We start from the raw sequence: 26352 nt of genomic DNA on the forward strand, positions 1-26352 counted from the left end.
GGTACCGATATACGCCGGTCCTGAGGTCAGGGGAGTCAATGGATTCGCTTCTCCCACTGCCACAGGGCGACCGAGATCGCGAACGAGATGGTGATCAGCAACATGATGGTGGCGACCATCGAGGGGTACTCACCATGACTGTAGGACTGCAGAACCACGCGTCCGAGGCCACGGCGGGTCGCGAAGAACTCCGACAGCACGACACCGACGACGGCGAGGCTGACGGCCAACCGGATACCGGTGAGAAGTGGCCGCCTGATCGCGGGAAAGATGATGTGCACCAGCATCTGCCAGGGGTTGGCCCGTACCGACCTGGCCAATTTCCAATACACCCGTGGAATCTCCTGGACGCCGGTGGACACGTTGATCAGCACGGGGAAAAGCGCGAACAATACGCCCATGACGACCTTGGATCCGGTGAGAGTGAAGATGGGCAACAACACCGGGTAGAGGACGATCTTGGGGATGCCGTTGAGGATGATGATCAACGGTTCGAAGATCAGCCGCAGCCGCTGCGAAAGCCCCAACAGCAGGCCGATGCCGCCACCGACTGCCGTGCCGATGACGAAGGCCAACAACACCGACTGGGCGGTGACGCGCACATCGAACAGATACGCCGGATCGGAAAGGTTTCGGAACAGGATCGTCAGCGTCTGCCCGGGGGACGGGATGACGAACGTCAAGCCCGACAGGATCTGCCATCCGACGGCGACCAGCACAGCCAGTAGGGCGGCCCCGACGAACTGGTTGCCGAGCACCGAGCGAACGCGCTGAGGCCGGGGCAGGGCCTCGGTGGCTTCGGTCAGCGTTGTGGTCACAGGTTCCTCCCCCGCAACAGCACCCGCTCCACGATGGCGAGCAGGACTGTCAGAACGAGAGACAACACCAGCACCATGACGATGTAGGCGAACATCTCGTTGTTGTTGAAGATCTCGTAGAGATAGCGGATCCGGTAGCCCAGACCGGCCTGGGCGGTGGTGAACTCCATGGCGATCGCACCGATGAGGGCGTAGACGACCGCGAGCCGCAGTCCGGCCACGATATACGGGCCGGCGGCGGGTATCGCGATCGCGAACAGAGTCTGTCGCGGTGAGGCGTTCAACGAACGGGCCAGTTTCATGTAGACCGGCGGCATCGCGTTGAGACCGACAGCGGTGTTGAGGGCCATCGGGATCGCCGCCATGATCGTGGCCAGGATCACGACAGACATCGCGTTGATGCCGACCAGCACGATCATCACGGGATAGAAGAGCACCAGAGGGACGGCGTAGAAGGACACCAGGTATGGCTCGAAGATCCTGCCCACCAACGGGGCTTTCCAGAACAGGAGGCCTGCGGCGAAACCCAGCAGACCGCCGAGGATGATCGCCATGGCGACCTCGACGCCCGTTCGACCCGCGTCCGCCCAGAACTGTCCCTCGGTGAGAAGCATTGCGAGCGTGGGGAAAATCGTCGAAGGGGCGGGCAGTACGCTTTCGCTCCACCATCCCGCCCGCACGCCGATCTCGCAGAACGCGATGAACAGCACGATGAGACCGACGGTGGACACCACGCTGAGCGTGAGGTTGCCCATCCGTCGCCGGGGCGGTTCTGGCGGTTGCTCGGGTCCTGGCATGAACTCGGTAGGCAGATCGTCGGCCGCAAGGTAGGAGGTCGTCACGCCGTGACCTTCTTGTGGGATTCCTGTTGCTGGAACCCACGCATGGATTCGGCCTGCAGCGAACTCCAGATCCGGTTGTGTAGTTCATTGAAGCGCGGTGTCGACACCACGCTCGCATCGCGATCGCCGGGCAGATCGATATCGATGACGTCGATGATCGTGCCTGGACGGTACGACATCACCCACACCTGCTGCGACAGCAGGATGGCCTCGGAGATGTCGTGTGTGACGAACACGATGGTCTGATGCGTCCTGGCCCAGATCTGACGGACCTCTGCGCCGAGGAACAACCGAGTCTGTTGATCCAGCGCGGCAAACGGCTCGTCCATCAGGACCACCTCAGGCTGCACGGCCAGCGTCCGCGCCAAAGCAACTCGCTGCCGCATACCGCCGGAAAGCTGCGACGGATAGGACTTTCCGAATCCAGTGAGCCCGACCAGGTCGATCGCCTCCTTGGCGCGCTTACGCCGAGTGTCCTTGGCGGTGCCGAGCATCTCCATCGCGAAGGCAACGTTCTCCTCGACGGTGCGCCACGGCAGCGTCGAATCCTCCTGGAAAACCACGCCGATCTTCGGATCCGGTCCGGCGACCGGCTCACCTGCAACGCTGACCGAACCGCTCGTGGCCTTCTGCAGGCCCGAAATGACAGCCAGCAGAGTCGATTTACCACAGCCGCTCGGGCCGACGATGGAGACGAAGCTGGTGTGCGGAACACGCTGGGTGATGTCTTTGACTGCGGTCACCTTCCCCGCCGGCGCATCGAAGACGACGGACACGTTCTCGATCTGGATGCCTTGGGGGTCCACGGGTATGCCTCTCCGATCTGTGGTTCGGCGCGGCCAGCCTGTCGGCTCAGAAGCTCGCGCGTGCGTTGTCTGGCAGGTACTGCTGGTCCATCACCTTCGCCCAGTCGACCGGCGCGGTGATCTGGCCCGCAGCCACCATCAGGTCGGAGAGATTCTTCAGGCCGGTCGGGTCGACCTTCAGGGAGTACCCCTTGGCGAGGTCGGGGCTGTTCTTGAACGCCGCCTTCATCACGTCCGGGGTCACGCCGACCAGCGGAGCCAACTCCGTCGCGGCCTGGTCGGGGTTCCCTACCACCCACTGGTTGAGCCGACCAACCACCTTGAAGAACGACCGCAGATTGTCCGGGTTGGCCTTCGCGTAATCGGCATTCACCGCCACCAGATCGGCAGGCAGATCGCCGAGTAGATCGCGTGAGTTGACCAGGATCTGGGCGTTGTCGGACGCCTGCTTGTCGGCGATGAACGGCTGCATCGCCCAGCCCGCGGTTATCTGGTTGGCTTTGGCGGCTGTCCAGTTATCGCCCATCGCTCCGACGGCCTGCGCTTTCACTCCGGGCAGTTTCTTTTCGAGCCCCTTGACGAGCAACTCGGTCGACGAGCCGGCGGAGCTGAAGCCCAACGTCGCGCCGTCGACCTTGCGCCCCGGCGGACAGATCCAGGAGAAATCGTTCACCTGGAACCAGGGCGCGATCACTTTCAAGTTCGAGTTCGGTTGCTGCGCAGCCAGAATCACCGAGGTGTTGCCTGCAATCGCCAAGTCAGCGTCACCGCTGGTCACCACCCGTAACGTGTTACCGCCACCGCCACCGGAGTACAGGTCGACCTTGATGCCCTCGTCGTCGAACCACTTCTTGTTGATGCCGGCCTGCAGGATCGCCATGAAGGGCAGGCTGTCGACGCCGGTCGCGGAGATGCTGAGGGTTTTCGTTCCGCCGTTGCCACCGCCCTCGCCGCCGGATTGCGGAGCGGCCGATTCGTCGGCACAGGCGGTAGCACCGGCTACCAACCCGAGAACCGTGAACACCGTCATCAGGTATTTCGCAAGACGCGACATCATAGACCTCTCGACGATAACTGCATATTGGATCCAACTATACGAAGTGGTGTGATATGCGTCAACTTTTAGCCGGAATGTGTGCTTCGACGCCTCGACCGACCCGTCATCAGCGCGGCAAGCTCGAGCCCGGCCGCGATGCCGAGCATCGCCGCCGCCGCGATCAGCGGCGACCCGGTTCGTCCCGGCGCCGATGCGCCGGGACTTCCCGGCGAGACCGCGAGCTGGACGCCGTCCCGCGCGTCCGGGTGTGGCTTCGGGCCGACCGGCACGCCGTCAGCGGGCGTGAGCGCCCTCTTCAGGACTGGCGGAGCGCCAGGAACCGCACTGCCCGGAGCCGGGAACCCGGGAGTTTCGGCTGTCCTCGTCTCGCCGTCGGTCATTGCCGTGGTCCGTCGACGATCTCGGCGAACGTGCGGATGGTGTCTTCCCTGCTGTGACCGGGCCGGACGAACGGCACGATCGAGACCTGGTCGATGCCAAGCGATTCGATTTCCTTGACTCGCTGCGCACATTCATCCGGGGTGCCTGCGAGCGCGAACAGGTCGACCAGCTCGTCCGGCACCAGGTCGGCATGCGAGGCCTCGGTGTCCATGTGCTCGTAGTAGTTGTAGCTGTCCCGGATTCGATCGATGGCCTTCTCCAGGGCCGGCTCGACCTTCGCCGGCAAGGGCCGGATCGCAACACGGGATACGTGGGCGCGGACCAGGTCACGCGCCTCGACGCGATTGTCGCTGATGGCGGTCGGCGTCCACAGCACGATGTGCAGGTCTTGCAACGTCCGACCGCTTTCGCGCGCACCGGCTTCGATCGTCTCCAGCGCCGCCTCGATGAATCTCGGCGCCGTTCCGACCAGAACGATCACGCCATCCGCGATGCGACCCGACATCCGCAGGATCTTCGGCGCAGAAGCGGCGATGTAGATCGGGATGTCCAGCGCATCGGTCAGGTAGTTGAGGTGGTATTCGGCTCCGCTGCTGGCCTCGACGACCTTCTCTCCGCGGAACAGAGTGCGCAACTCCGTTACCGACCGCTCGAGCTCAGCGAGCTTCTGCGGCTTGAGGCCCATCGTTCGTAGTGACGAGTCCCCGGTTCCGATACCGAGGGCGACCCGCCCATTCGTGAACTCCGCCAAGGTTGCCCAGGTCGATGCGAGCAGTGACGGGTGACGTGTGACGGCGTTCGTCACGCCGGTGCCGAAGATGATCCGCGTGGTCCCCACGGCCGCCGCGCCCATCACAGTGGTCGATTCGCGCCAGATGTTCTGGGAGTCACCAAGCCAGACATTGTCGTAACCCAGCGCCTCACAGAGGTGGACGTACCCGCGCATCTGGGCCACCGGCTCGGTGGGAAACAGACCAACGCCCTTGCTCAGCATGCCCGTGGACCTCCATACACGTGGTTGGATAGAATATCCAATCGTAAGCCGATGATCCGGGTGGCACAACCGCACCGGTCGAGACGAAGGATCCAGTTCCGTGCAGCTCGTCAACGAATTCGTGGTCGATGCGCCGTTGAACGTCGCCTGGGAAATACTCACCGATATCCCCAAAGTCGCCGAGTGCATTCCGGGCGCTCAACTCGAGCGCAGCGACGGCGATGATCATCACGCGAGCGTGGCCGTCAAGGTGGGGCCGATCGGCTTGACGTTGAGCGGGACAGCGACCGTCGTCAGCCGCGACGATGCCGGACATCAGATGGTGGTGCGCGGCCTGGCCCGCGACCGCAAGGGCAACGGCTCCGCGTCAGCGACGATCACCATGGTGGCCGAGGAAAACGGCGGCCGCTCGGCGGTCACCGTGACCACCGATCTCGAGCTCGGCGGACGGATCGCGCAGTTCGGCAGCGGCGTCATCTCTCAGGTGAGTAACCGAATCCTTGCGCAGTTCGCCAACCGGCTGAACCAGCTCATCACCGCGCCGCACGACAGCCTCGACACCGACGTGAGTCACCTGTCGTCGGCGGCGCCCGCAGCGACACCGACGGTGATCGGTGAGCGAGCGGTACTGGCACTCACCGTGCTGGCCGGAATTGCGCTCGGGCTCGCCCTCGGACGAACGGCCGAGCGTCTAGCCTGAGTCAATTGGCAACAGACGCAACCATCTCCAGCTCGACGCACGCTCCCCCGGGCAATGATGCCACGCCGACGGCGGTGCGCGCGTGGGCACCACACTCGTCGCCGAAGACCTCGAGCAACAGACGCGAGGCACCGTCGATGACCACAGGATGCGCATCGAATTCTTCGGCCGCCCGCACGTACCCACGCAGGTGCACCAACGCACTCACGTTGTCGACGCCGACCGATGCATCGATTGCTCCGATCAAGTTGAGAGCCGCGAGGTGAGCCTGGGCTTGCGCCTGTTCGACGGATATGTCAGTGCCGACCACGCCGGCCAAACCCGGCCGGCCCGGCTGGCGCGCGGTTGCGCCGGAAACCCATAACTGGTTGCCGCACAGACGGCTCGGAAAGTAGGCGCCTTTCGGAATGGCGGCCGCCGGCACACTGAGCCCGAGGCGGGCCAACCGCCGGCTCGGGATCACGTGACCGACCCCGCCTGCTCCGCGGTGAGAGCCTGGGTCAGGTGATCGATGGCGTGCGAGCGATGCGCTTGGTGCAAGGCCAGCACCTTTTGCACATCGCGCTGGGCCATCGCGTCGGTCAACATGACGTGCTCGCTGTTCACCTTGCTCAAATCCATCAGGTGCGCGTACAGGGGGCGGTATGCGTCGGCAGTGTTGTAGAGCTGGGTGACGATGCGTTTCGTGCGCGCCATCCGACTTTCCTGGAATGTCAGGAAGTGAAACTGCCGGTTGGCCAGCCCAACGGCAACAAGATCGTCGGCTGCGGCGGCTGTGTCCATTTCCGCCATCTGCACTCGCATCTGCTCGATGATTTCGTCGGTGACATGGGGCATGGCATCGCGAATCAGCACGTCTTCCAAGATTGCCCGCAGGCGAAAGACCTCTTGCAGTTCTTCCAGACCGAGTTCCGCCACTCGGTAGCCGCTGTGCGGCACATAGGTGACGTACTCTTCGGCCTCGAGTGTTTTCAGCGCCTCCCGGATCGGAATCCGCGAGACCCCGTACAGCTCAACCACGTTCTCCTGCACGATCCAGCTGCCCGGCGGGAATCTGCCGCTGGTGATGTCGCGACGCAATGCCTCAGCAACGGCTTGGTTCGCTGTCTTCGGACGGACGAAGTCCGACCGCTGCCCGTTGGCCGGATCGGCAGCTCGGACGCGTTGGGTGCGCGGTGGCATCGACTCTCGCTTTCGCAGGATATTGGATATTCTATGCGATCCTGCTTTGCCGGCACCAGCAGCCGATGACACCGCGACGCCGTCAGCCGACGAGGGGCTGTTCAGGTCCCCTTCCACAATTGCGCAGCGGCCGATCAAAGCGGGGGATGCGTCAATTCAGGCGGTTAGAGAACCTCGCGCTCGTTGCGTGTTAGTTGTCATGAGCTTCGCAAAAGAGAAGCTCGGCTTCCACAAATCGATGGCATCCACCACGGGCGTCGAAATTAGACCTCAGACAGCGGAATTGGCGCCTGCGCGCTGACAATCGGCTACCACACGCCAGCTGTCAACCCACCCCTTGTCGATGTCGGTTGACCTATCCGCGCCCTGCTCGTGTTTCCGCGGTGACGGCGGCGGACATGCTCGCGCCGTCAGCTCGCCCACGCTGTCCGACCGGCATCTCGCCACCCCAGCGCCGGAGCGCCTCGGCCTGATGCGGATCGGACGCTTTCCCGCCGCTCGCCAACGCCACCAAGGCGCGCGCCATGCTGCCGAGTCCCACGCCAGTGTCCTTGACAGCGCAGACGATTTCGTCGAAAGCTTCTCGTTCCGAACAGCCCCGCCAGCCGACCAATACCCCGACCGCCACATCGATGACCCGGCGCGACAGCAGGTCAACGCCTGCATTGGATTCGGTCATATTGTCGCCCCTTTCACGTCACTTTCAGATCATGACGCCGTTATACCCGCCATTGGTTACTGCAACCAGCAACGCAGCCGGAAATACACGCGCAAGAAACAGCGGTCGATGCCAATTCCGATGCAGCGGGGTTCTTCGTCGCACGCCGATGAGTGTGGGACTGTGCGTGATCCGCTGCCTATCCGGCGCCCTTGCATCCAATCGTCATCCGAATCGCCTCGTCGTGTTCGCATACCAGGCACCGGTTGCCTTCACCGGCCGGACCCCGCGCCGCGTCCCAAGGCCAGCAACCGCGGTCGTCGACCCATACGAGTTGCAGGGCGCGAACCTGCGGGCCTCAAAGCACCACAGCGAACTCAGATGCGCGTGTCGGGGTGCTGGACTTCGACGACCCCGAGGAGGGCGGCGCCAGGACCGTCCCGTCATTGACGATCATGTGGGCGATGGCGTTGAGGTCCTCGGACCACCGAATCCACGCGCACCAGACGTCCCGGTATGTCAGCATTGGTCGGTGGGTCCACGCCGCATCGCTGGATTGATCGGCGCGGCGACATTGGCGATGTGCACGATGCAGAGTGCGCCGATGCCGTCCGCGCACGGCGACGCGTGTCCCGACGCCGAGGTGGTGTTTGCCCGCGGCACCACCGAGGAACCTGGCCCTGGCCCGACCGGCGATGCGTTCATCGACTCCCTGCGCTCTCGAGTCGGCGGGAAGACGGTCGGCGTATACGCGGTCGACTACCCCGCCACCACCGACTTCCCCACGGCCGTCGATGGCATTGCGGACGCACGCGCGCATATCCTTGCCACGGCGGCAACCTGTCCTCACACCAAGGTGGTGCTCGGCGGATTCTCCCAAGGCGCGGCGGTCATGGGTTTCGTCACCGCCAGCGTTGTGCCCGACGGGGTTGCCGCGTCGGACGTGCCGGCCCCGATGCCGCCCGACGTGGCCGACCACGTTGCGGCGGTCGCCCTCTTCGGGAAACCGTCGACACGCTTCATGAACGCGATCAACGACCCGCCGGTCGTCGTCGGTCCGCAGTATGTGGACAAGACCATCGACTTGTGCGTCGACAACGACCTGGTTTGCGATCCTCACGGGTCGAGTTTTTCGGCACACGACCAATACGACGAGACCGGCATGGTCGATCAGGGAGCGGCTTTCGTCACGAGTCGACTCCAGGCCAGTTGGGACGCGGATGCCGCGGCCCCACTCCTGGCTGGTAGGGCACCGGCTCCCTGGGCGCTCCCTGCGCCAGGTGCGGCCCCAGCACCTCATCTGCCGTCGGCACCCCTGACGCCTCCTGGCCCTGCAGTTCCGGTTGCACCGGCATCGCCCGTCGAGCCGCTGGCTTGACCCCGGGGTAATGCGGCGAGATTTCGGCTCCGGAATAGCGTCATTCTCTGAAGCAGCCGACGGAAGTGAACCAGTGCGCCCTGACCGTGTAGTCGCCGTTCGGCTGAGACGAGGGAACCTGCTCGTGCTCACCACGATCTTGTTCGCACTTGTCGCGTGTTCAGGGTCGGCACCATCGCCGACCGCGACGACGGTGGCGGCCTCGACCCCGAGGACGGTGCCCACCGGGCCGGCCGGCGCAGCCATGTCGGACAAGCCGACGGTGGCCGCCGAAGCAAACATGCCCGCCGGCGCGCGGCCCCGACTGGCGCCGGACCCAGTGCAGCTGGTCGACGACCTCGTCGCCGACGAGCAGGCTTTGCGCGACCCGTCAACGGCGGAGGACGCGCTGGTGGCGGCCGCGCGCCGGCAGCAGGCGGCCTACCGCGCTATCGGGCACCACCCGGAATGGGATGCCGTCACGCGGCCCCGCGTGCCGGCGTCGTTGCTCAAGGTCTATGACTGCAATGTCGACGCCCGACGCCAGCTCACCGCGATGTCGCAGGCCAAGGACATGTTGCCGGCATGGCGCATCGTGCCGCCCGTTCCGGCGCAGAAGTTGCTCGGCTACTACCACGAGGCGGAGTCGGCGTCCGGCGTCGATTGGAATTACCTGGCCGCGATCAACCTGATCGAGACCGGCTTCGGCAGCATCGACGGGTTGAGCACCGCCGGCGCGCAAGGGCCCATGCAGTTCCTGCCGTCGACGTTCGCCGCCTACGGCGAAGGCGGCGACGTCCACTCGCCCCGCGATGCCATCATGGCCGCCGGTCGCTACTTGGCAGCCAACGGCTTTGTCGACGATCGTGATCACGCTATCTACCGGTACAACCACGCAAACGAATACGTCCAGGCGGTCAACGACTACGCGGCGGTGATTGCCGCCGATCCCGCCGCATTCGCCGGTTACTACCGCTGGGAGGTCTACTACATGACGACCTCCGGTGACGTGCTGCTCCCAATCGGTTACGACGCGACGTCACCGATCCCGGTCGCCGACTACCTGGCAACCCACCCGCAATAAATCGTCGGGGCCGCGCGATGGTGTCGTCGCTGCAAGGCTGCGTCAGACAACGATCTCCGGCTGGTAGATGTCGATCCACATCGCCAGGTCGAGGACCCGCTCCATCTTGTTCCTGGCGCCCGAAGGCAGCGTGTGCGAATCGAGTTCCGTCAGCTGCTCCAGGGCGGCCCGGTCGATCAGGCCGAACAATGCGTCGTTGTCCGAACCGAGCAGATCCTTGGCCTGCCGCTGGATTTCAGCTCCGTACTGCGGATCGGAGGTGGAGGGGTAGGGGCTCTTGACCCGTTGCACCACAGACTCGGGCAGCACATCGCGGGCGGCCCCACGCAGTAGGCTCTTCTCGCGTCCGTCGAACGTCTTCAGTGACCACGGTGTGTTGTACACGTAATCCACCAACCGGTGATCGCAGAACGGCACCCGCACCTCGAGCCCGACCGCCATGCTCATCCGGTCCTTGCGGTCCAGCAGGATCCGCACGAACCGCGTCAAGTGCAGATAACTCATCACCCGCATCCGATGGGTGAAGTCGTCCTCTCCGTCGACCCTGGCGACCTCGCCGACCGCCTCGGCGTACCTGTCGCGCTTGTAGGTCTCCACGTCCACCGCCGAACGGACCGGCTGCGTGTACATCTGGGCGGTGGTGTCGAAGAGCGACTCTTCCCTGATGGCGATCCACGGGAAATCGTCAGTCTGTTGAACTATGGGGTCGTGGAACTGCCGGTACCCACCGAAGATCTCGTCGGCTGACTCCCCCGACAGCGCCACGGTGGACTGCGCGCGAATTGCCTTGAACAACAGGTACAGCGAGACATCCAGATCGCCGAAGCTCAGCGGGAGGTCCCGCGCGGTGATCACCCTGCGCCGGACGTCCGGATCGGCCAGCTCGTCGTGGTCGAGCACGATATCGGTGTGGTCGGAGCCGACGTGCTCGGCCACGTCGTGGACATACGGGGTGTCCATGGTCGGGCGGAGCTCGTCGGGCGTGAAGTTGTCGGCCTGGCCGGCGAAGTCAACGGAGAAGCTGCGCACCGGAATGCTCAGTTCACGGGCGGACAGGGCGGTGATGGCGCTGGAGTCCAGGCCGCCTGACAGCAACACACATTCGGGCACATCGGACACCAGCTGCCGGCGCACGATGTCGTCGAGCAATTCCCGCACCCGCCCCACGGTGGTGTCCTGGTCGTCGGTGTGCAGCCGCGACTCCAGCCGCCAATACGTCCGTTCCCTGATGCCCCGTTCGTCAACCGTGACGATCGTGCCCGGTTCCACTTCGCGCATGCCCTTCCAGACGGCGAGCCTAGGGGTCTTGATCGGGACAATGATCTCGCGCAGACCCTCCACATCGACCACTCGCTTGGCCAGCGCGTTGGCCAAGATCGCCTTGGGTTCCGAACCGAACAACACGCCATCCGGCGTGGGATAGAAGTAGAACGGCTTGATGCCCATCCGGTCGCGGATCATCACCAGCTTCTCTTCGCGTGAATCCCAGATCGCAAACGCGAACATCCCGTTGAGGCGGTCGGCGAGCGCCTCCCCCCACTGCAGGTAACCCCGCAGCACCACCTCGGTGTCACTGGACGTCTGGAACCGTTCCCCTTTGGCGATCAGCTCGTCGCGCAATTCGGTGAAGTTGTAGGCCTCGCCGCTGTACACCATCACCACATCGCCGCGCGGCGTCGACACCGACATCGGTTGGGCACCACCCGGCAGATCGATCACCGCCAACCGGCGATGGCCAAGCGCCGCATGCCCTTTCACCCACACGCCCGACGCGTCGGGGCCTCGACACGCCATCGTCAGCGTCATCGCGTCGATCACGTCGCGTTCGCGTGCCAGGTCCCGCGCGAAATCCACCCACCCAGTAATGCCGCACATGTCGTTACCTCCAGTGTTTCCAGGATGTAACTTCATTGTTAGTCTATACAACGAACGAATGCGCTGTGGGCATCGTCACAGACATCGAACGACCAGCAGCACTGTCTATTTCGGCGACACCCACAGCGATTACTGGGTAATTGCACTGGTAATTACCAGGTTTCGCCCCCATCAAACGATATGACCGCATATTCACAGCGACCGCAGAGGCCGCCCCATTGGGCGGACTCTCGGGCCCAACCGTTGGCGGCCCGTACACAATGTCGGCATTGGGAGCCCGGTCACAGAGCGGTCCGGAAGGCAATCCGCGCCATCCACGAGGATGGCGTTAGGATGGTGAGCGGATGGGATGGAGTGCCTATGGCGGAGATCGACAAGAGCGAGAAAATCACCATCAACGTGGGCCCGGTCGACCTCGGCCACATCGATCTTCTCGTCAGTGAGGGCTTCTACGCCAACCGCACCGACTTCATCCGTACCGCGATCCGACGTCAGATCGAAACCCGGGCGGAAGCGGTGAACAACACGGTGGCGCGCCGAGCTCTGACCCTCGGCACACAACATCTGAGCCGCCGTGACCTCGAGGAACTTCGCGCCGCCGGGCAAACGGTCGACCTGCATGTTCTCGGGTTGGCCACTATCGCCAACGACGTAAGTGCCGACCTCGCGGTCGCGACGATCTCGTCGGTCGAGGTGCTCGGCGCATTCCGGGCGCCGAAAACTGTGAAAGCCGCCCTCGCCAACCGCACCACCAACTGAGCATCAAAGACGCCGACCGACCGGCCGACGACCACATCACCCCGAAGGGCTCCCATGAACGACGAACTCCGCAGCACCGGCATGGCCGAAGCGCTGAGACTGACCCGCGCAGGCCGGCTGACAGAGGCCTTTGCGGTTCTGCAGCGTTCGCTCGACGCCGCGTGTCCGACCAGTCCCGTCGGCACCGCCCCTGGAATCCCGGCGCGACTCGCAGGGCGCCGACACCTGCCGCCAGCGGCATGGCGCACCATGCGCCGGCCCGGACTGATGCTCGACAAACTTCGGCTGCCGCTCGCCCCTAACCCTGCCGCGGCCGAAGCGGCCGCGGCAGCCGGCGGTGAGATCCGCCACTTGACCCACACCGAGCCGGCGGGAACCAGAGACTTCGACCTCTACATCCCGACCGGCTACACCGGTGCGCCGGTACCCCTGATCGTCATGCTGCACGGCGGCAAGCAGGACGCCACCGATTTCGCCGCAGGCACCCGGATGAATGACCTCGCCGAGCAGCACATGTTCCTGGTCGCATACCCGCAGCAGTCCGCAGCGGCCAACAACGGCGGCTACTGGAACTGGTTTTCGCCCGCCGACCAACAGGCGGGGGCCGGTGAGCCGGCGATCATCGCCGGCATTACCCGTCAGATCATGGCCGACCACGCGATCGACCCCGCCAGGGTCTATGTCGCCGGGCTCTCCGCCGGCGGCGCCATGGCGGCGGTGATGGCCGCGACCTACCCGGAGCTCTACGCGGGGGTCGGAGTGCACTCCGGAATCGCCTACTGCGCTGCGCGTAACGTCGCCTCGGCGTTCGTCGCCATGCGGTCAGGCGGTTCACCGGCCCCCGGCGGCCACGTGCCGTTGATCGTGTTCCACGGCGACCGCGACAACATCGTGGCACCGGTGAACGCCAGGAACCTCGTTGCCGCCCGGGTGGCGGCATCCGACACCCCGGTATCTGAAACGACGAATCTCGACGCGCGGGCCGCCGGTCACGCCTGCACCCGCGCTGTGTACGCCGACGTCGACGGCACGGTCCTTGCCGAGTCGTGGACCGTCCACGGCGGCGGGCACGCGTGGTCGGGAGGGAACCCGGTTGGGTCCTACACCGACCCGATGGGCCCCGACGCGTCAGCCGAGATGGCGCGGTTCCTGCTCGCACAGCGCCTGAAACCCTAGCGGCCCACTAGCGGGGGGTTGCCCGAAACTCAGCCGTCGGTGGCTTCATCCTCGGGTCCGCCGCGCTGCCAGGTCACCACCAGCTCACGTTTTGCCCCGAACCGCTCTAAGTGGCGGGCCAGTACGTCTTCGACGTGGGCCAGCGAGTCGGGGTCCTCGGCGGCAGCCTTGAGTACCAACTGGTTGTCCTCCGGCCGGACGGTAGCGGTGCCGTAGGAGAACACCAGCCGTCCCCCCTGCCGCTCACCGCCAAGCGTCTCGACGGTGTTTTTTCGCCCGAGATGGGCGAGCAGTTGCTTCGCGTAGCGTTCAGGCGCGTCAGTGACGACGACTGCGGTTGATTCGAGCACAGAACCTCCTGGACCCTTCCAACGCGGGGTGCATATCCGAAGACTGTCCGCTCGGTGGTCGCTCGCGCAAGATACTCACCCTCCGCTTCCGTTCAGCGGGATCCCGATACCGCGTGGACGTCAAGCGCTCAAGTGCAGGCCGGAAGACAACACGCTGCGACGGTTTCTCGCTCTCCGGAAGGCATCGGTCGATTTTTGTCTGCATCGATGCCCTGCTGGACACTGAGACTTGATGATCTACGACGAACCCAAGATCGATTGTCACAACCACCTTCTCGACCCCGCACATTTCGGATATGCGCCGGACGCCTGGTATCATCCAGTCGCCAACGAGCAGGGCACGGCGCCTCAACTGACCGATCTGTTCGACGCCTACGGTTCCCGACATGCACTGGTAGTCGGACCCAATTCGGGCTACCACACCGACAACCGCTGCCTTCTGGATTTCCTCGCGCGGGGAAACGGCCGGTTCAAGGGCGTCGCTGTCGTCGACAACGACGTCAGCCGTTCCCAACTGGAGCGGCTGCGCGCCCTCGGCATAGTCGGCACCACAATGCAGGCGGCCCTGCTTGGCGTCGACCACTTCCGTGACACCGCATCACTGCTGCGCAATCTCGCCGCTCTGGACATGTTCGTCGACCTGCAGGTCGACAGGGACCAACTGATCGAGATGGCCCCGATTCTGGCGCCGTCCGGGGTGCGTATCCTGGTCGATCACTGCGGGCGACCCGCTCCCGCAGCTGGACTACGCCAACCGGGTTTTTCCCGGTTGCTCGACCTTGCATCGAGCGGACGGTACTTCGTCAAGATCTCCGGCTTGGTGAAATGCTCCGCGGAGCGCTACCCGTGGGAGGATTCTTGGCCGTTCGTGCAGGCACTTCTCGAGGCGTTCACGCCCGACCGGTGCGTATGGGGGTCGGACTGGCCGTTCCTGCGTGCCCCTGAGCGGATCGACTACGGACTTGTCCTCGCCCTTGTCGAGCGACTGATCCCCGCCCCCGCCGACCGCCGGAAGGTGTTGTGGCACACGCCGATGCGGCTTTTCGGCTTCGACGGGTCGCCCCCACATCAGGATCGCTGAACAAATCGACAGAGTAGGAATGTGCCGAGCGCACCGTTGGTGAAGCGGAAGTTCACCGCCGCCGCGTCCTCGACCGCAAAGCCTCGAGTTGCGTTGGACGTAAGCGCCGTTACGGTGTCGATGTCGCCTATCAGCGACAGCAGATCGTTCACCCCATGCGTCAGGTTGAGCAGGATGGGCCCGCCTCCGGGCTCGCGTCACCGTCGGCCGAGACGCCGTCTGGCTTGTCCTTGGTGAACATCTCAGCCCGCGACGAGTACAGCGCTACACGGTATTTCTGGGCCAGTTCCGTCCCGGCGGCCCAGGGTCCACGATCGACGCGACCAACCGATTCACCGGCGTCGAGCTCCGCGATGTGCCGCCTACCGATCAGGCCGGCGCCGGCCACCGAGATCGGAACCTCGCTCATCCGGACACCCTCCAGCTCTCGTCGCCGGTCATGGGCTGGCACCAGTCGACTCCCGAACCACCAGTTGGGTCGGGATCACGATCGGGGAGTCCGGTCGGCTGACGATCCGACCCCGCACCAAGTCGACCAGCGTTCGGCCGGCGTGCTCGACATCGCTATGGACGGTGGTCAGCGACGGCTGGCAAAAATCGGCCCCGAAGATATCGTCGTGGCCAACCACGCTGATCGTGCCCGGGACGTCCACTTTTCGCCGCCGTAACCGCTGAAGAATCCCGATGGCAAGCAAGTCGTTGAACGCCACCAGCGCGGTGGCGCCGCTGCCGAGTCCAACATCGGCCGCCGCGTAACCCTGGTCGAGCGTCGGCATGAAGGGGCCGAGGCGGACGATCTCCACACCCAAGCGCGCGGCGTTCTCGGAAAGCGTGCGCCAACGTTCGGTGTTGGTCCATAGGGTCGGCGGCCCGGACAAATACGCGATCGAACGATGGCCGAGAGCGGCCAGATGCTCAGCGATCTGCCGGCTACCGTCGCGTGAATCCGTTGTCACGCTGGAGAATCCCGAAACCTCGCGGTTGAACAGCACAACATCGGCCCTGTCCCCCACCGCGCGAAGCTCATCGTCCGGAAGAAGGCTGGAGGCGAGCACGATGCCGTCCACTCGTTCGTTGAGCCGCTCGAAATGGGCAAGCTCAACCTCCGGTCCATCGGCGATGTCGCCAACGACCAATGATGAACCTGCCGCGCGGGCCTGGGACTCCACCCCCCGGATCAGCGCGGCGTTATACGGATTACCGATGCCACTGACCATGAGGGCCAGCAAGGAGTCGCGCACCGGTGTCCGGGCCGCGGTATATCCAAGGCGCCGGGCAACTTCCTGGATGCGCTCCCGCATGGGTCGGCTGACGCGGTCGGGATTTGACAGCGCCCGCGACACCGTGGAAACGGCGACGTCGGCTTCCTTCGCCACATCCTGAAGGGTCACCGTCCGCCCTTTGCCTGCCTCAGTAGGACCGCTCATTGCCCCCCTTCAGCGCACCGATCTAATTGCCAGATTTTGCCATACTGCAGCAATTATGGCAAAGTCTTGCCGTAGTTGCCGCCGCCGGCGCGCCGCCGAGTGGGCGGACATGCTCTCGGTCCGTAGAAAGCGAGTATCGCCGTGAATCCGACCGCCGCTGCAGTGCCAGAGCGGGCCCGCGTCGCGTGGCTGATCTGGACGGTAGGCGCGGCCGCCTACGTCCTGACGGTGATGCAGCGGACCACTCTCGCCGCTGCGGGCTTGGATGCCGCCGACCGGTTCGGGCTCAGCCCGGGCACCCTGGCCGCTTTCGTGTTCATCCAGGTGGCGGTGTTCTCTCGCTAGCGCAGATCCCGGCTGGATTGATGGTCGACCGTTTCGGGCCACGGGCGATGCTCGTCGCCAACGCGGCTCTGCTCGCCTGCGGGCAGATACTTCTGGCGCACGCGACAACCATGCCCGTCACCGCCGCGGCGCGAGTCTTGGTCGGAACCGGCGATGCAGTCGTCTTCGCGGCAACCTTGGCGCTCATCCCGCGATGGTTTTCTGCACGACGGGTGCCGTTGATGACCCAACTGACCACGATCGTCGGTCAACTGGGGCAGCTTCTGTCGGCCGTCCCGTTCGTCGCATTGCTCCACCACAGCGGATGGTCGACCGCATTCACCAGCGTCGCCGCCGCCAGTGCGCTGATGGGCGTATTGGCGTTCGCTGTCGTGCGCAACGGTCCGCCCGGATCGTGGGTGCCGACTCCTATCGCATCGGCCCGCGACGTCGGCGTCGCACTCAAAGAGGTGTGGGCACGCCCAGGAACACGTCTGGGTTTCTTCGGTCACATGGCCACACAGTTCCCGATGATGGTGTTCTCGCTGTTGTGGGGATTGCCCTATCTGGTTTCCGCCCAGCTTCTTTCGGAATCAACCGCCAGCTTGCTCATCATGGCGTTCGTGCTGAGTTCGGTAGTCATCGGACCCGTGATCGGTGTGCTCACCGCGCGCCACACCCTGCACAGATCGTGGTTGATCCTCGGCGTCGTCGCGGCCGACGTCGCGATATGGACACTGATACTGGCGCTCCCCGGGCCTGCTCCGCTGTGGCTGCTGGTGGTACTCGTCGTCATTTTGGCCGCGGGTGGCCCTGGCTCGGTGGTGGGTCTAGACATCGCGCGGACCGCGAATCCGCGTCTGAATATCGGTGTCGCGCAGTCCATCGCAAACCTGGGTGGGTTCTCGGCCACGCTATTCGTGCTGGCGGCCATGGGCGCCGTCATGACAGCGGCGGGCGGCTTCACCCCCGAAGCGTTCAGGATGGCCTGGCTCGTCATGTATCCGGTGTGGGCGTTGGCAATCGTGGGCATCGTCGTCACTCGGCGCAAGGCGCGCCGACTCGACGCCGAAGCCGGCATCGTGCCTCGCCCGCTGCGGCAGCTGCTGGCCCAAGCGGCGGGCCGGTGACCGGTCGGCGGCCCGGCACCGCACCAGGCTCTCAGGTGAAGACGTAGGTTCCCGGCCCGGGGCCGAGCACGGGGTACGTTGCGGATCCCATCGGCGGCGGGTTTGTCATCGCGCCCGCGTGTTCGGTCGACCACTGCGCCCAGTCGACCCACCACGATTTAGGCGTTTTCTGCGCGGAAGACATCCAGTCGTCGGCCTCGGCGGGGTTGTTGTCGGCGGCCAGATACCACGACTTCGGGCCGGGCGGGTTGACGATTCCAGCGATATGCCCGCCATTGCTGAGAATGAATCGCGTTGTTCCTGAGAAGAGTTGGGTGGTCTTGTACGCCGACTGCCACGGCACGATGTGATCGTTCTTCGCGCTGACCACGTAGGCGTTCGATTTGATCGACGAGAGGTCGATGATCTGACCCGCAATCTCTAGTTGCCCTTGGGCAAGCAGATTCCGGACGTAGAAATTGCGGAGGTAGAACGCGTGCATCGAACCCGGCATTGCGGTGCTGTCGTCATTCCACGCGAGGATGTCGAACACCGGCGGGTCTTGTCCGAGCAGCCAATTCGACACGACATAGTTGAAAATCAGGTCGTTGGCCCGCATGACGTCGAACGTTCCGGCCATCGACTTGCCCGCGAGCGTGCCGCCCGCCTTAGCCATCTCCTTCTCGAGACGATTGACCGCCGCTTCGTCGGTGAAGACCCCCAGCATCCCCGGCTCGGAGTAATCGAGCATCGTGTTCAGCAAGGTCAAGTTGCCGACCCGATCGTCGCCAGACTGAGTCAGGTAGGCCGCCGTGATCGCGGTCAGCGCCCCGCCGAGGCAGAGTCCGACGATGTCGATCTTGGGTGAACCAGTCACATCTGAGATGACGTCCAGCGCCTGCCGGGGCCCAGAAACGAGGTAGTCCTCCATCGAGGTGGTCGCCATCTCGCTCGTCGGATTTCGATAGCTGATAGCGAAGACCGTTCTGTTGTGCCGGATCGCCCACTCGATGAAGCTGCGCTCCGGTGCCAAGTCCATGATGTAGTACTTGTTGATCCATGGCGGACTGCACAACAGTGGAGTGCCATGCACCATGTCCGTCTGGGGCTCGTACTGCAGCAACTCCATCAGCTCGTTGCGGAAGATCACCTTCGCCGGCGTTATCGCGAGATTCTCGCCGACAGTGAACGCGCTGCGGTCTACCTGCCGCGGCCGCCCCTTGTTCTGAACGACATCCAGCACGAGGTTGCGGGCGCCCCGGAGCACACTGACACCTGCGGTGTCGAACGCACGCTTCATCGCGGTCGGGTTCGACAGCAGAAAGTTCGTGGGCGCGACCGCGTCGAGCAACAGGCTGAGCCCGAGGGACGCCTTCGCGGCCTGCTTGGCATCGACGCCCGAGGACCCGACGAGCGACCGCGCGAAGTCGCATTGCGCCGTGTACGCGAGGCGGAGCGCATGAAAAAACGGATTGTCCGTCCACGCGGGATCGGTGAACCGGCGATCGCTCGGCGGCTTGCCGCCACCCATCGGCTTCTTGACCCACGAGGTCAGCACCGTCGCCGGTATCTGCGCAAGATCCGTTGACAACCTGATCGAGGCCTTCATGAGGTCGGCGGGATTCCTGGCGGCGCCACCGAAGACCGCCTTGAGTGCATCCCCGATGCCTGCGGTGTCCGGACCGATCACATCCCACTCGGGCGCGACGATCTCCGCTGCGTTCTGACCGATTTCAAATGATGAACGTGGAGCCACGCGCTCAATGATGGTCAGATTGTCGCCACCCGGCGCGGGTCCTCCCACTGGCCGGAAGAACACCTCGCGGAGGACAGCACGCATCGCTTGGGGCCCACGCTTTTCCCACTGCCCGGGAACGGTATTTGCAGATCACCGGCGCCGGAGCATCGTCAAACCTGTGAAAACAGCGGTTGTTCACCGAAGGCTGGCAGATCAGCTATGGCAAGCCGATCAAACGGCGGTCCCGATACCGCCGCTCACCGATCAACACCCGGATCTGTCCATCGAGGACGCTTATGCGATCCAGTCGGTGAACATCGACCGACGGGTCCAAAACGGCGAGCGGATCTGTGGCCGCAAAATCGGACTGACGTCGCAGCCGATGCAGGAACTGCTGGGTGTCGATGAACCTGACTACGGTGTGCTTCTGGACGGAATGTTCGTCGAGGACGGCGACGAAATCGATTTGGGTCGCCTCGTCCAGCCTCGGGTCGAGGCCGAGATGGCCTTCATCATGGAGCGTGACCTCGAAGGGCCCGGCGCGAACACGGCGTCCGCGTTGCGGGCGATCGCCGGAGCACTACCTGCAGTGGAGATCGTCGACTCGCGGGTGGCGGACTGGAAGATCAAATTGGTGGACACCGTCGCCGACAACGCCTCATCTGGACTCATCGTGATGGGTGGACGACTCCGCCGCGTCGACGAACTCGACCTGCGACTCGTCGGCGTCGCCGTTTCGCGTGGCGGTGAGCTCATCGACACCGGCGCGGGCGCCGCGGCTCTTGGCAATCCAGCACGCTGTGTGGCGTGGCTCGCGAACAAACTTGCGCAGTTCGGCGCGAAGCTGAACGCCGGTGACGTGGTCCTGCCGGGGGCGGTTCACAAGATGGTGCCGGTGCAGCCGTCAGACGTCTTTCGCGCGGAGTTCGCGCACCTCGGCGCGGTCACGGTGCGTTTCTCGCAACAATCGAGGAGTGTCGCATGATCGACGCTGCAGAAATCGCCAAGCAACTGATTCTGGCCGAGCAGGAACGTCGGGCGATTGCTCCGTTCACACATCTGAACCCGAAGCTGGATACCGAGATGGCGTACGCCGCTCAGCGCATCGTCGTGCAAGCGCGTTTGGACAACGGGGAGCGCATCATTGGAGCCAAACTGGGCCTCACAAGCCGGGTCAAGCAGAAGACCATGGGCGTCGACTCACCGCTGTTCGGCACGGTGACCGACCGCATGATTGCACCCTTCGGCGAACCGATAACGCTGGACGAGTTGATTCATCCGCGAGTAGAGCCGGAGATCGCGTTCGTGCTGGCCCGGGACGTCGCGGCGCCGGCGACGGTGTCCAGTGTGCTGGCGGCGACCGAGGTGGTCTGCGGGGCGGTTGACGTCCTCGACTCCCGTTACGAGGACTACCGTTTCACGCTGCCGGACGTGATCGCCGACAACACGAGTGCCGGTCGATTCCTGCTGGGCCCAAACCAACTGGCGCCGAGCGCCATTGATGACATTCGGCTGCTGGGATGCGTTCTGCGTCTGAACGGTGCGGTTGCCGCGACGGCAGCCGGAGCGGCGGTGATGGGCCATCCCGCCGCGTCGGTAGCGTGGCTTGCGAATCAGCTGGGCGAGCGCGGCGAAGTCCTCAAGGCCGGATGGATCATCTTCTCTGGCGGCCTGACCGCCCCGATACCACTCACCGCGGACAACGTGATCAGCGCCGAGTTCGACGGTCTCGGCGCTATCGAGGTGTTCGGCGAGTAGCGAGTACGGCTATCCCTCGCGCTGCGACATCTCGTAAAGGCCGTTGATCGCCATCGAATAACCCTGCACGCCAAACCCGACGATGATCCCTCGCGCAAGCGGTGAGATCACCGAGTGATGCCGGAACTCCTCCCTCGCATGAACGTTCGATATGTGCAGTTCGACCACGGGTAGCGTGGCCGCCTCGATAGCGTCGCGAATCGCATAGGAGTAGTGGGTGTGCGCACCAGGGTTGTACACCGCGCCGATCGAGCCGCCCGCCTTGACGACCATGCCGGTCTCGTGGATCCAATCCACCAGCTGGCCTTCATGGTTCGACTGCAAGAAGATCAGATCCAAGCCGAGCTTTTCGGCATCCTGCTGGCACTTATCCTCGACGTCGGCGAGTGTGGTGGACCCGTACACCTCCGGCTTACGGGTGCCGAGCAGATTCAGGTTGGGGCCGTTCATCACAGTGACGGACGTCATCGCAACTCCTGTCCGCGTTCGCGAGGGACACTACCTTGGCGAGGACCTATTTCGACACGAGTGCCTTCGCCTCGGTCCGCATGCGCTCGTACTCGTCCTTGGGGACGGGGACCGCGTTCTTCCTGCCGAGATCGTTCATGTGAATCCTCGAGGTTTCGCGCGAGAAGAACGCCGCGATTGCGGCGATTGCCGCCAACGCGATCGTGAAGGTGCCGACCACCAGAATCACCCGGCCTTCAGCAGCATCGGCGGCCGCCCGGCAGGTTTCACCCGACGGCAGGACCGTGTCCGGCATGAACTTCTTCTCCTCCACGCACGCGCCCGGCGTCGGGCCGGCGAGCACCGCGTAGATCGCCGGCAGGAACGCGGTGATCAAGGTGCCGATGTTCTGCGACACGGCGAACCCCGTGACCCGCGTCTTGGTGGGGAATTGTTCGGGATAGAACGACGGGAAGACGGCGTTGTACCCCTGGTAAACGATCCCCCACATCAGGACGGCCAGAACGAATGCCAGCGGGAGGTTCCCGTGGCTCACTGCGTACAGATACGGGTAACCGAGAACGCCCGCCCCAAGACAGCCGGCGATGATGACTGGGCGTCGGCCGATCCGATCGGAGAGGTTGCCCACGAACGGGATCAGGATCACCGCGACGATATTCCCGGCCACTGTGATCCAGAGGTAGTCGGACGCCCTCAACCCGACTCCGTACGCCGCGTTGGTGGCAAAGGTCGCCCCGAAGACGGTCACCGTGGTCGGAACGACGTTCATCAGCGCCATGCAGACGACCCGAAGCATGTCGGCGCCATTCTCCTTGACCGCCATCACGATCGGCGCCTTGGGCACCTCGCCGTGGACCTCCTCCTCCTGGAACGCCGGCGTCTCGTCGACGCGTCGACGGATGATGTATCCGGCAAGGACGACCAAGGCGCTGAGCAGGAAGGGGATCCGCCAACCCCAGCTATTGAAGGCGTCTTCCGGCAGTATCGCGGCCAACGGCAGGAAGACCGCGGCGGCGAGGATTTGTCCCGCTTGCACGCCTTGAAGAGTGAAGCTGCTGAAATAACCCCGCCTACCGAACGGTGAGTGCTCCATGATCATCGAACCGGCCCCGGCGAGTTCGCCACCGACCGCAAAGCCCTGGATCAATCGAAGAGCGACAAGCATAATCGGTGCCCAGATCCCGATCGCCGCATACGACGGGAGCAGCCCGACGCACAACGTGGAGAACCCCATCAGCATCATGCACAGAACGAGGACGTTCTTTCTGCCGTGCTTATCGCCCCAGTGCCCGAGAATGACCGCACCGAGTGGCCGCGCAACATAGCCGACGCCGAACGTGGCCAAAGCGATGACAATACCTATCTGCGGGTTGCTCTCCGGGAAGAAGAGGGTCGGAAACACGAGCGCTGCGGCCTGGGCGTAGATGAAGAAGTCGTAGTACTCGAGGGCACTGCCGATCCAGCCACTTGCGGCGGCCTTCTTCGGCGTCTTGGCGTACTCGGTGGGTTCGTGCGAACCCGCCGGCCCAACGATTTGATCTGCCATTACTGATCCCCTCGTGAAGGTACGGAACGCTCCGACAGCGGCTGTATTGGTAGTTGACCCGCGCGTGCCGCCGCGGTCAACGACCAGCTGACGATTTCCGCTGGGCGGATACGGCCATCGCCACGTCCAGATTCGACCCGTCGAGCGCGGTGACCCTACTCCGGGCCCGTCCCGCCGCTCGCATTGTGGATGCGCGCCGTCACTTCGACCATGAACCGCGCGTTTTCGCCCGGCCTGCCGAATGCGGTGGCCTCTACTGCCGATCGAGCGGGGCGGTGAGCACCGAAGGACCGCTTCCACACCTCGTTCAGTGCCGGGCGATCGCGCTGGAGATGCGTGGTGAAGATACCGACACGGACCACGTCACCCAGTTCGCCGCCGGCCGCCCGCAAGATGGCCGTCAAGTTGGTGAAGAGCTGCTCGGCCTCCGCCTCAGCGGTGTCGGGGAGCTGCCCTGTCGCCGGATCGACCCCGAAAAGAGCGGACACGAAAACCCACCCATCCACCTCGACTGCCTGTGGAACAGGGCCCGTATGCACAGGAGCTTCGGTGGTCTCGATCGTTCGCATGTCAGGGCTCCTCCCGGCGGCATCTCAAAGCGTCTGACTGCCCGCTGACGGGTCCAACGCTCGCATGCATCCTCCCGGCGGCGACTTGTTGTTCCGCCGAGCGGAAAAAGTGGCCGGCGGCTTCTTCTACGGGGACCGATGGGCGACTCTGATCGTGGGGATTGTGTGTCCAATGCCCGCGGAGGTCGCGAGTGAGCCTTTATCAGTTGCAACAGTGCGTCTACGACTACCTGCGCACCCTGGAGGCTGTCGAACCGGGCAGCCCGGTGCCTCCTCTCTCGACGAGTGGCTATGACCTGAATGACGAGGAAGAACGCGCTCTCAAGGCGGGAGACGTGGGCGCGATGTATTCGATGGGCATTCACCCGGTGATCATCAACGGTTACTGCCGTGCCATGGGCTATCGCCGGGCGGACTACCGGGAACTGCTGCAGACCCAGAACAACGAGCCGAAAAGGAAGACGAGATGGCAGACATCGTGATGGCGTATGGCGCGTCGCACGCCCCCATGATGACAGCGGACCCAGATTCGGCTCAGAGTGCTCAAGCCGAGAACTTCTTCGGCGCGTTAGACGCCGTCCGTGAGAAGGCGGCCGCCGCCGGCGTACAGGCAGTCGTGATGATGAGCGGCGAGCACTTTTCGAACTTCTTCTACGACAACCTCCCTCAGATCGTGATCGGCCTCGGTGAAGCGCACGTGGGGCCGCGGGAGAAGTGGCTGCAGGTTCCCGAAGTACTGGTGCCGGGTGAGCCGGGCCTGGCCGCACATCTGCTCGCTGAAACGGTCGCAGCGGGGTTTCAGCCCGCGCTGTCGCACAAGATGATCGCCGATCACGGCTTCATGACGGTCTACTACAAGCTCGATCCACAGATGCGCCTCCCGATGGTCCCGATCGTGATGAACTGCACCCAGCCACCCCTGATGACACTGCGCCACGCATACGACTTCGGCGCCGCGGTCGGTGATGCGATTCGCAGCTACTCCGGCTTGGAGCGGGTCGCCCTGTGCGCGGCCGGCGGCCTGTCCCATTTCGTCGGCGAGCCACGTGTCGGTGACATTGACGAGGAGTTCGACAGGTGGTTCCTGAAGCAGCTCGAAAGCGACGCTCCGGCTGACCTTCTCGACATGCCGAACGATGAACTGATGCAGGCGGGCAACGGCACAGGCGAGGTTCGGTCCTGGGTGGCACTGGCGGGAGCAATGCGCGGTCATGCGGCCAGAGCCCTGGTATATGAACCGATCTACGAGTGGATCAACGGTATGGGCGTCGTTACCTATGACCCGGACCCGGTCGGGTCGCCCGCGTGATCTCTGGCAGAACGACGCTCATTGCCCACATCGGTTATCCGACCGAAGCGTTCAAGGCACCGATGATCTACAACCCCTTCTTCGAGAAGGCGGGCATTGACGCGGTGGTCATGCCAATGGGGGTGCAGGCCGGCGACTACCCGGACTTCCTGCCTGAGTTGTTCAAGGTGACCAACCTCCGTGGTGCGCTGGTGACGATGCCGCACAAGAAGACCACGATCGAGCTGGCCGATGAGGTGAGCTCGACGGCGCGAATTGCGGGCGCGGCCAATGCCCTGTTGAAACGAGAGGACGGAAGCCTGCTCGCCGACATGTTCGACGGCGAGGGTTTCGTGAGGGGCGTAAGTCGCAAGGGACGCAAGCTGAACGACGCCAGCGCACTGGTCATCGGTTCCGGCGGAGTGGGATCGGCGATCGCGGCGTCGCTGGCCGCCGCGGGGGTGACGCGGATGGGTCTGGTCGATGCAATGGCTGAGGCGGCTGAATCGCTCGGCAGTCGACTGTGCGCGCACTACCCAAAGCTTGACGTGAAGACCGGATCAGCCGATCCCACGGGCTACGACCTCGTCGTGAACGCGACGCCCCTCGGGATGAACGAGGGCGATCCACTACCGATCGATGTGAGCCTGGTCGCCCCGACCACGTTCGTCGGCGAGGTCGTGATGAAAACGGCCGTCACACCGTTTCTGCGGGCGGCGCAGGAACGCGGCTGTGAAACTCAGGTTGGCACCGACATGCTCTTCGAGCAGATCCCGGCGTACCTGGAATTCTTCGGATTCGGCACCGCGACCCCCGACGAGCTACGCGACCTGGCGCAGATCCAGTACTGACGGCTGACCTCGGGCCGGCTCACCGTTGCACTCGGTACCGCCTGCAGCAGCTCGCGCGGATCCGGACGGGCTCATACGATTGCAGGCGAGAAAATGATCAACGCCGCCGGTGTCGTCGATGGCGGAATCATGGGGTCCGGCAGGTGCGGAAGTC

31 protein-coding genes are annotated in these 26352 nt (G+C 64.3%); 13 read left to right on the forward strand and 18 right to left on the reverse strand.

The annotated features are described in order from the left end of the window. Positions 1-35 precede the first annotated feature (35 nt). From ACVWWN_RS31685 to ACVWWN_RS31710, 6 genes are all read right to left on the reverse strand, one after another. Positions 36-818 carry an ABC transporter permease gene (locus ACVWWN_RS31685; protein ID WP_457147381.1) on the reverse strand — a complete coding sequence of 261 codons (783 nt, stop codon included), beginning with the start codon at positions 816-818 and terminating at the stop codon, positions 36-38. Next, positions 815-1660 (reverse strand): ABC transporter permease, encoded by an 846-nt coding sequence (locus ACVWWN_RS31690; protein ID WP_457147382.1) that lies wholly within the window; start codon positions 1658-1660, stop codon positions 815-817. The genes ACVWWN_RS31685 and ACVWWN_RS31690 overlap by 4 nt, the downstream gene beginning before the upstream one ends. Then, on the reverse strand, positions 1657-2466 hold the full coding sequence (locus ACVWWN_RS31695; RefSeq protein ID WP_457147383.1) for an ABC transporter ATP-binding protein: 810 nt from the start codon (positions 2464-2466) through the stop codon (positions 1657-1659). The genes ACVWWN_RS31690 and ACVWWN_RS31695 overlap by 4 nt, the downstream gene beginning before the upstream one ends. Positions 2467-2512: 46 nt before the next feature. Further along, positions 2513-3523, reverse strand: coding sequence for an ABC transporter substrate-binding protein (locus tag ACVWWN_RS31700; RefSeq protein WP_457147384.1), 1011 nt, complete (start codon positions 3521-3523; stop codon positions 2513-2515). A gap of 65 nt (positions 3524-3588) precedes the next feature. Next, the gene (locus ACVWWN_RS31705) at positions 3589-3903 is read right to left on the reverse strand and encodes a hypothetical protein (RefSeq protein WP_457147385.1); all 315 of its coding nucleotides are present in this window, start codon (positions 3901-3903) and stop codon (positions 3589-3591) included. Next, the gene (locus tag ACVWWN_RS31710; RefSeq protein ID WP_457147386.1) at positions 3900-4898 is read right to left on the reverse strand and encodes an LLM class flavin-dependent oxidoreductase; all 999 of its coding nucleotides are present in this window, start codon (positions 4896-4898) and stop codon (positions 3900-3902) included. Before ACVWWN_RS31710 ends, ACVWWN_RS31705 begins: the two co-directional genes overlap by 4 nt. 100 nt (positions 4899-4998) lie before the next feature. On the opposite strand from ACVWWN_RS31710, the gene ACVWWN_RS31715 reads away from it, so the two are divergent. Then, positions 4999-5598 (forward strand): SRPBCC family protein, encoded by a 600-nt coding sequence (locus ACVWWN_RS31715; RefSeq protein ID WP_457147387.1) that lies wholly within the window; start codon positions 4999-5001, stop codon positions 5596-5598. A 1-nt stretch (position 5599) separates the two neighbouring features. On the opposite strand, the gene ACVWWN_RS31720 is transcribed toward ACVWWN_RS31715, so the two are convergent. The 3 genes from ACVWWN_RS31720 to ACVWWN_RS31730 all read right to left on the reverse strand — a co-directional run bounded on the left by ACVWWN_RS31720 (position 5600) and on the right by ACVWWN_RS31730 (position 7459). Further along, complete coding sequence (locus tag ACVWWN_RS31720) at positions 5600-6061, reverse strand: RidA family protein (RefSeq protein ID WP_457147388.1); 462 nt, start codon at positions 6059-6061, stop codon at positions 5600-5602. Next, positions 6058-6897, reverse strand: coding sequence for a GntR family transcriptional regulator (locus ACVWWN_RS31725; RefSeq protein WP_457147389.1), 840 nt, complete (start codon positions 6895-6897; stop codon positions 6058-6060). The genes ACVWWN_RS31720 and ACVWWN_RS31725 overlap by 4 nt, the downstream gene beginning before the upstream one ends. Before the next feature lie 238 nt (positions 6898-7135). Continuing rightward, the gene (locus ACVWWN_RS31730) at positions 7136-7459 is read right to left on the reverse strand and encodes an ANTAR domain-containing protein (RefSeq protein WP_457147390.1); all 324 of its coding nucleotides are present in this window, start codon (positions 7457-7459) and stop codon (positions 7136-7138) included. Between the two features lie 511 nt (positions 7460-7970). Between ACVWWN_RS31730 and ACVWWN_RS31735 the strand changes: the two genes are divergently transcribed. Together ACVWWN_RS31735 and ACVWWN_RS31740 are read left to right on the forward strand one after the other, a co-directional pair. Next, positions 7971-8816: a cutinase family protein gene (locus ACVWWN_RS31735; RefSeq protein ID WP_457147391.1), complete on the forward strand. Its 846-nt coding sequence runs from the start codon at positions 7971-7973 to the stop codon at positions 8814-8816. A 244-nt stretch (positions 8817-9060) separates the two neighbouring features. Next, entirely contained in the window at positions 9061-9879 is an 819-nt protein-coding gene (locus ACVWWN_RS31740) for a lytic murein transglycosylase (RefSeq protein WP_457149355.1), read from the forward strand. A 42-nt stretch (positions 9880-9921) separates the two neighbouring features. Here the strand turns inward: ACVWWN_RS31740 and asnB are convergent, their stop codons facing one another. After that, positions 9922-11754 carry an asparagine synthase (glutamine-hydrolyzing) gene (asnB, locus tag ACVWWN_RS31745; RefSeq protein WP_457147392.1) on the reverse strand — a complete coding sequence of 611 codons (1833 nt, stop codon included), beginning with the start codon at positions 11752-11754 and terminating at the stop codon, positions 9922-9924. 360 nt (positions 11755-12114) lie between these two features. On the opposite strand from asnB, the gene ACVWWN_RS31750 reads away from it, so the two are divergent. Both ACVWWN_RS31750 and ACVWWN_RS31755 read left to right on the forward strand, forming a co-directional pair. Further along, on the forward strand, positions 12115-12513 hold the full coding sequence (locus tag ACVWWN_RS31750) for a hypothetical protein (protein WP_457147393.1): 399 nt from the start codon (positions 12115-12117) through the stop codon (positions 12511-12513). 54 nt (positions 12514-12567) lie between these two features. Continuing rightward, positions 12568-13689: an extracellular catalytic domain type 1 short-chain-length polyhydroxyalkanoate depolymerase gene (locus ACVWWN_RS31755; protein WP_457147394.1), complete on the forward strand. Its 1122-nt coding sequence runs from the start codon at positions 12568-12570 to the stop codon at positions 13687-13689. A 29-nt stretch (positions 13690-13718) separates the two neighbouring features. On the opposite strand, the gene ACVWWN_RS31760 is transcribed toward ACVWWN_RS31755, so the two are convergent. Further along, the gene (locus ACVWWN_RS31760; protein ID WP_457147395.1) at positions 13719-14039 is read right to left on the reverse strand and encodes a DUF2218 domain-containing protein; all 321 of its coding nucleotides are present in this window, start codon (positions 14037-14039) and stop codon (positions 13719-13721) included. 232 nt (positions 14040-14271) lie between these two features. Between ACVWWN_RS31760 and ACVWWN_RS31765 the strand changes: the two genes are divergently transcribed. After that, complete coding sequence (locus ACVWWN_RS31765; RefSeq protein WP_457147396.1) at positions 14272-15120, forward strand: amidohydrolase family protein; 849 nt, start codon at positions 14272-14274, stop codon at positions 15118-15120. Here the strand turns inward: ACVWWN_RS31765 and ACVWWN_RS31770 are convergent. From ACVWWN_RS31770 to ACVWWN_RS31780, 3 genes are read right to left on the reverse strand one after another with little or no spacing between them, the layout of a single operon-like run. Beyond that, on the reverse strand, positions 15108-15272 hold the full coding sequence (locus ACVWWN_RS31770; protein ID WP_457147397.1) for a Gfo/Idh/MocA family protein: 165 nt from the start codon (positions 15270-15272) through the stop codon (positions 15108-15110). The two genes, ACVWWN_RS31765 and ACVWWN_RS31770, sit on opposite strands and share 13 nt — an antisense overlap. 8 nt (positions 15273-15280) lie before the next feature. Further along, entirely contained in the window at positions 15281-15529 is a 249-nt protein-coding gene (locus tag ACVWWN_RS31775; protein ID WP_457147398.1) for a hypothetical protein, read from the reverse strand. Positions 15530-15557: 28 nt separating this feature from the next. Then, the gene (locus ACVWWN_RS31780) at positions 15558-16547 is read right to left on the reverse strand and encodes a LacI family DNA-binding transcriptional regulator (protein WP_457147399.1); all 990 of its coding nucleotides are present in this window, start codon (positions 16545-16547) and stop codon (positions 15558-15560) included. A 141-nt stretch (positions 16548-16688) separates the two neighbouring features. Here ACVWWN_RS31780 and ACVWWN_RS31785 point away from each other — a divergent pair, with 141 nt between their 5' ends. Both ACVWWN_RS31785 and ACVWWN_RS31790 read left to right on the forward strand, forming a co-directional pair. Further along, positions 16689-16892, forward strand: a complete 204-nt coding sequence (locus ACVWWN_RS31785; RefSeq protein ID WP_457147400.1) for a hypothetical protein — start codon at positions 16689-16691, stop codon at positions 16890-16892. 20 nt (positions 16893-16912) lie between these two features. After that, complete coding sequence (locus ACVWWN_RS31790) at positions 16913-18001, forward strand: MFS transporter (protein ID WP_457147401.1); 1089 nt, start codon at positions 16913-16915, stop codon at positions 17999-18001. Positions 18002-18032: 31 nt separating this feature from the next. On the opposite strand, the gene ACVWWN_RS31795 is transcribed toward ACVWWN_RS31790, so the two are convergent. Further along, the gene (locus tag ACVWWN_RS31795; RefSeq protein ID WP_457147402.1) at positions 18033-19736 is read right to left on the reverse strand and encodes a PHA/PHB synthase family protein; all 1704 of its coding nucleotides are present in this window, start codon (positions 19734-19736) and stop codon (positions 18033-18035) included. Positions 19737-19896: 160 nt separating this feature from the next. Here ACVWWN_RS31795 and ACVWWN_RS31800 point away from each other — a divergent pair, with 160 nt between their 5' ends. After that, the gene (locus ACVWWN_RS31800; RefSeq protein ID WP_457147403.1) at positions 19897-20703 is read left to right on the forward strand and encodes a 2-keto-4-pentenoate hydratase; all 807 of its coding nucleotides are present in this window, start codon (positions 19897-19899) and stop codon (positions 20701-20703) included. Then, on the forward strand, positions 20700-21476 hold the full coding sequence (locus ACVWWN_RS31805; RefSeq protein WP_457147404.1) for a 2-keto-4-pentenoate hydratase: 777 nt from the start codon (positions 20700-20702) through the stop codon (positions 21474-21476). The genes ACVWWN_RS31800 and ACVWWN_RS31805 overlap by 4 nt, the downstream gene beginning before the upstream one ends. Positions 21477-21485: 9 nt before the next feature. Here ACVWWN_RS31805 and aroQ read toward each other — a convergent pair whose 3' ends face one another. From aroQ to ACVWWN_RS31820, 3 genes are all read right to left on the reverse strand, one after another. Next, positions 21486-21944 carry a type II 3-dehydroquinate dehydratase gene (aroQ, locus tag ACVWWN_RS31810; RefSeq protein ID WP_457147405.1) on the reverse strand — a complete coding sequence of 153 codons (459 nt, stop codon included), beginning with the start codon at positions 21942-21944 and terminating at the stop codon, positions 21486-21488. A gap of 46 nt (positions 21945-21990) precedes the next feature. Next, entirely contained in the window at positions 21991-23490 is a 1500-nt protein-coding gene (locus tag ACVWWN_RS31815) for an MFS transporter (RefSeq protein WP_457147406.1), read from the reverse strand. Positions 23491-23645: 155 nt separating this feature from the next. Beyond that, positions 23646-24059, reverse strand: coding sequence for a RidA family protein (locus tag ACVWWN_RS31820; protein ID WP_457147407.1), 414 nt, complete (start codon positions 24057-24059; stop codon positions 23646-23648). A gap of 191 nt (positions 24060-24250) precedes the next feature. On the opposite strand from ACVWWN_RS31820, the gene ACVWWN_RS31825 reads away from it, so the two are divergent. From ACVWWN_RS31825 to ACVWWN_RS31835, 3 genes are read left to right on the forward strand one after another with little or no spacing between them, the layout of a single operon-like run. Further along, a complete protein-coding gene (locus ACVWWN_RS31825; RefSeq protein ID WP_457147408.1) occupies positions 24251-24541 on the forward strand; it encodes a hypothetical protein in 291 nt (96 codons plus the stop codon). Continuing rightward, positions 24526-25368 carry a DODA-type extradiol aromatic ring-opening family dioxygenase gene (locus tag ACVWWN_RS31830; RefSeq protein WP_457147409.1) on the forward strand — a complete coding sequence of 281 codons (843 nt, stop codon included), beginning with the start codon at positions 24526-24528 and terminating at the stop codon, positions 25366-25368. The genes ACVWWN_RS31825 and ACVWWN_RS31830 overlap by 16 nt, the downstream gene beginning before the upstream one ends. Continuing rightward, a complete protein-coding gene (locus ACVWWN_RS31835) occupies positions 25365-26198 on the forward strand; it encodes a shikimate dehydrogenase family protein (protein WP_457147410.1) in 834 nt (277 codons plus the stop codon). Before ACVWWN_RS31830 ends, ACVWWN_RS31835 begins: the two co-directional genes overlap by 4 nt. The last annotated feature ends 154 nt before the right edge of the window (positions 26199-26352 follow it).

Source organism: Mycobacterium sp. URHB0021 (assembly GCF_054057895.1).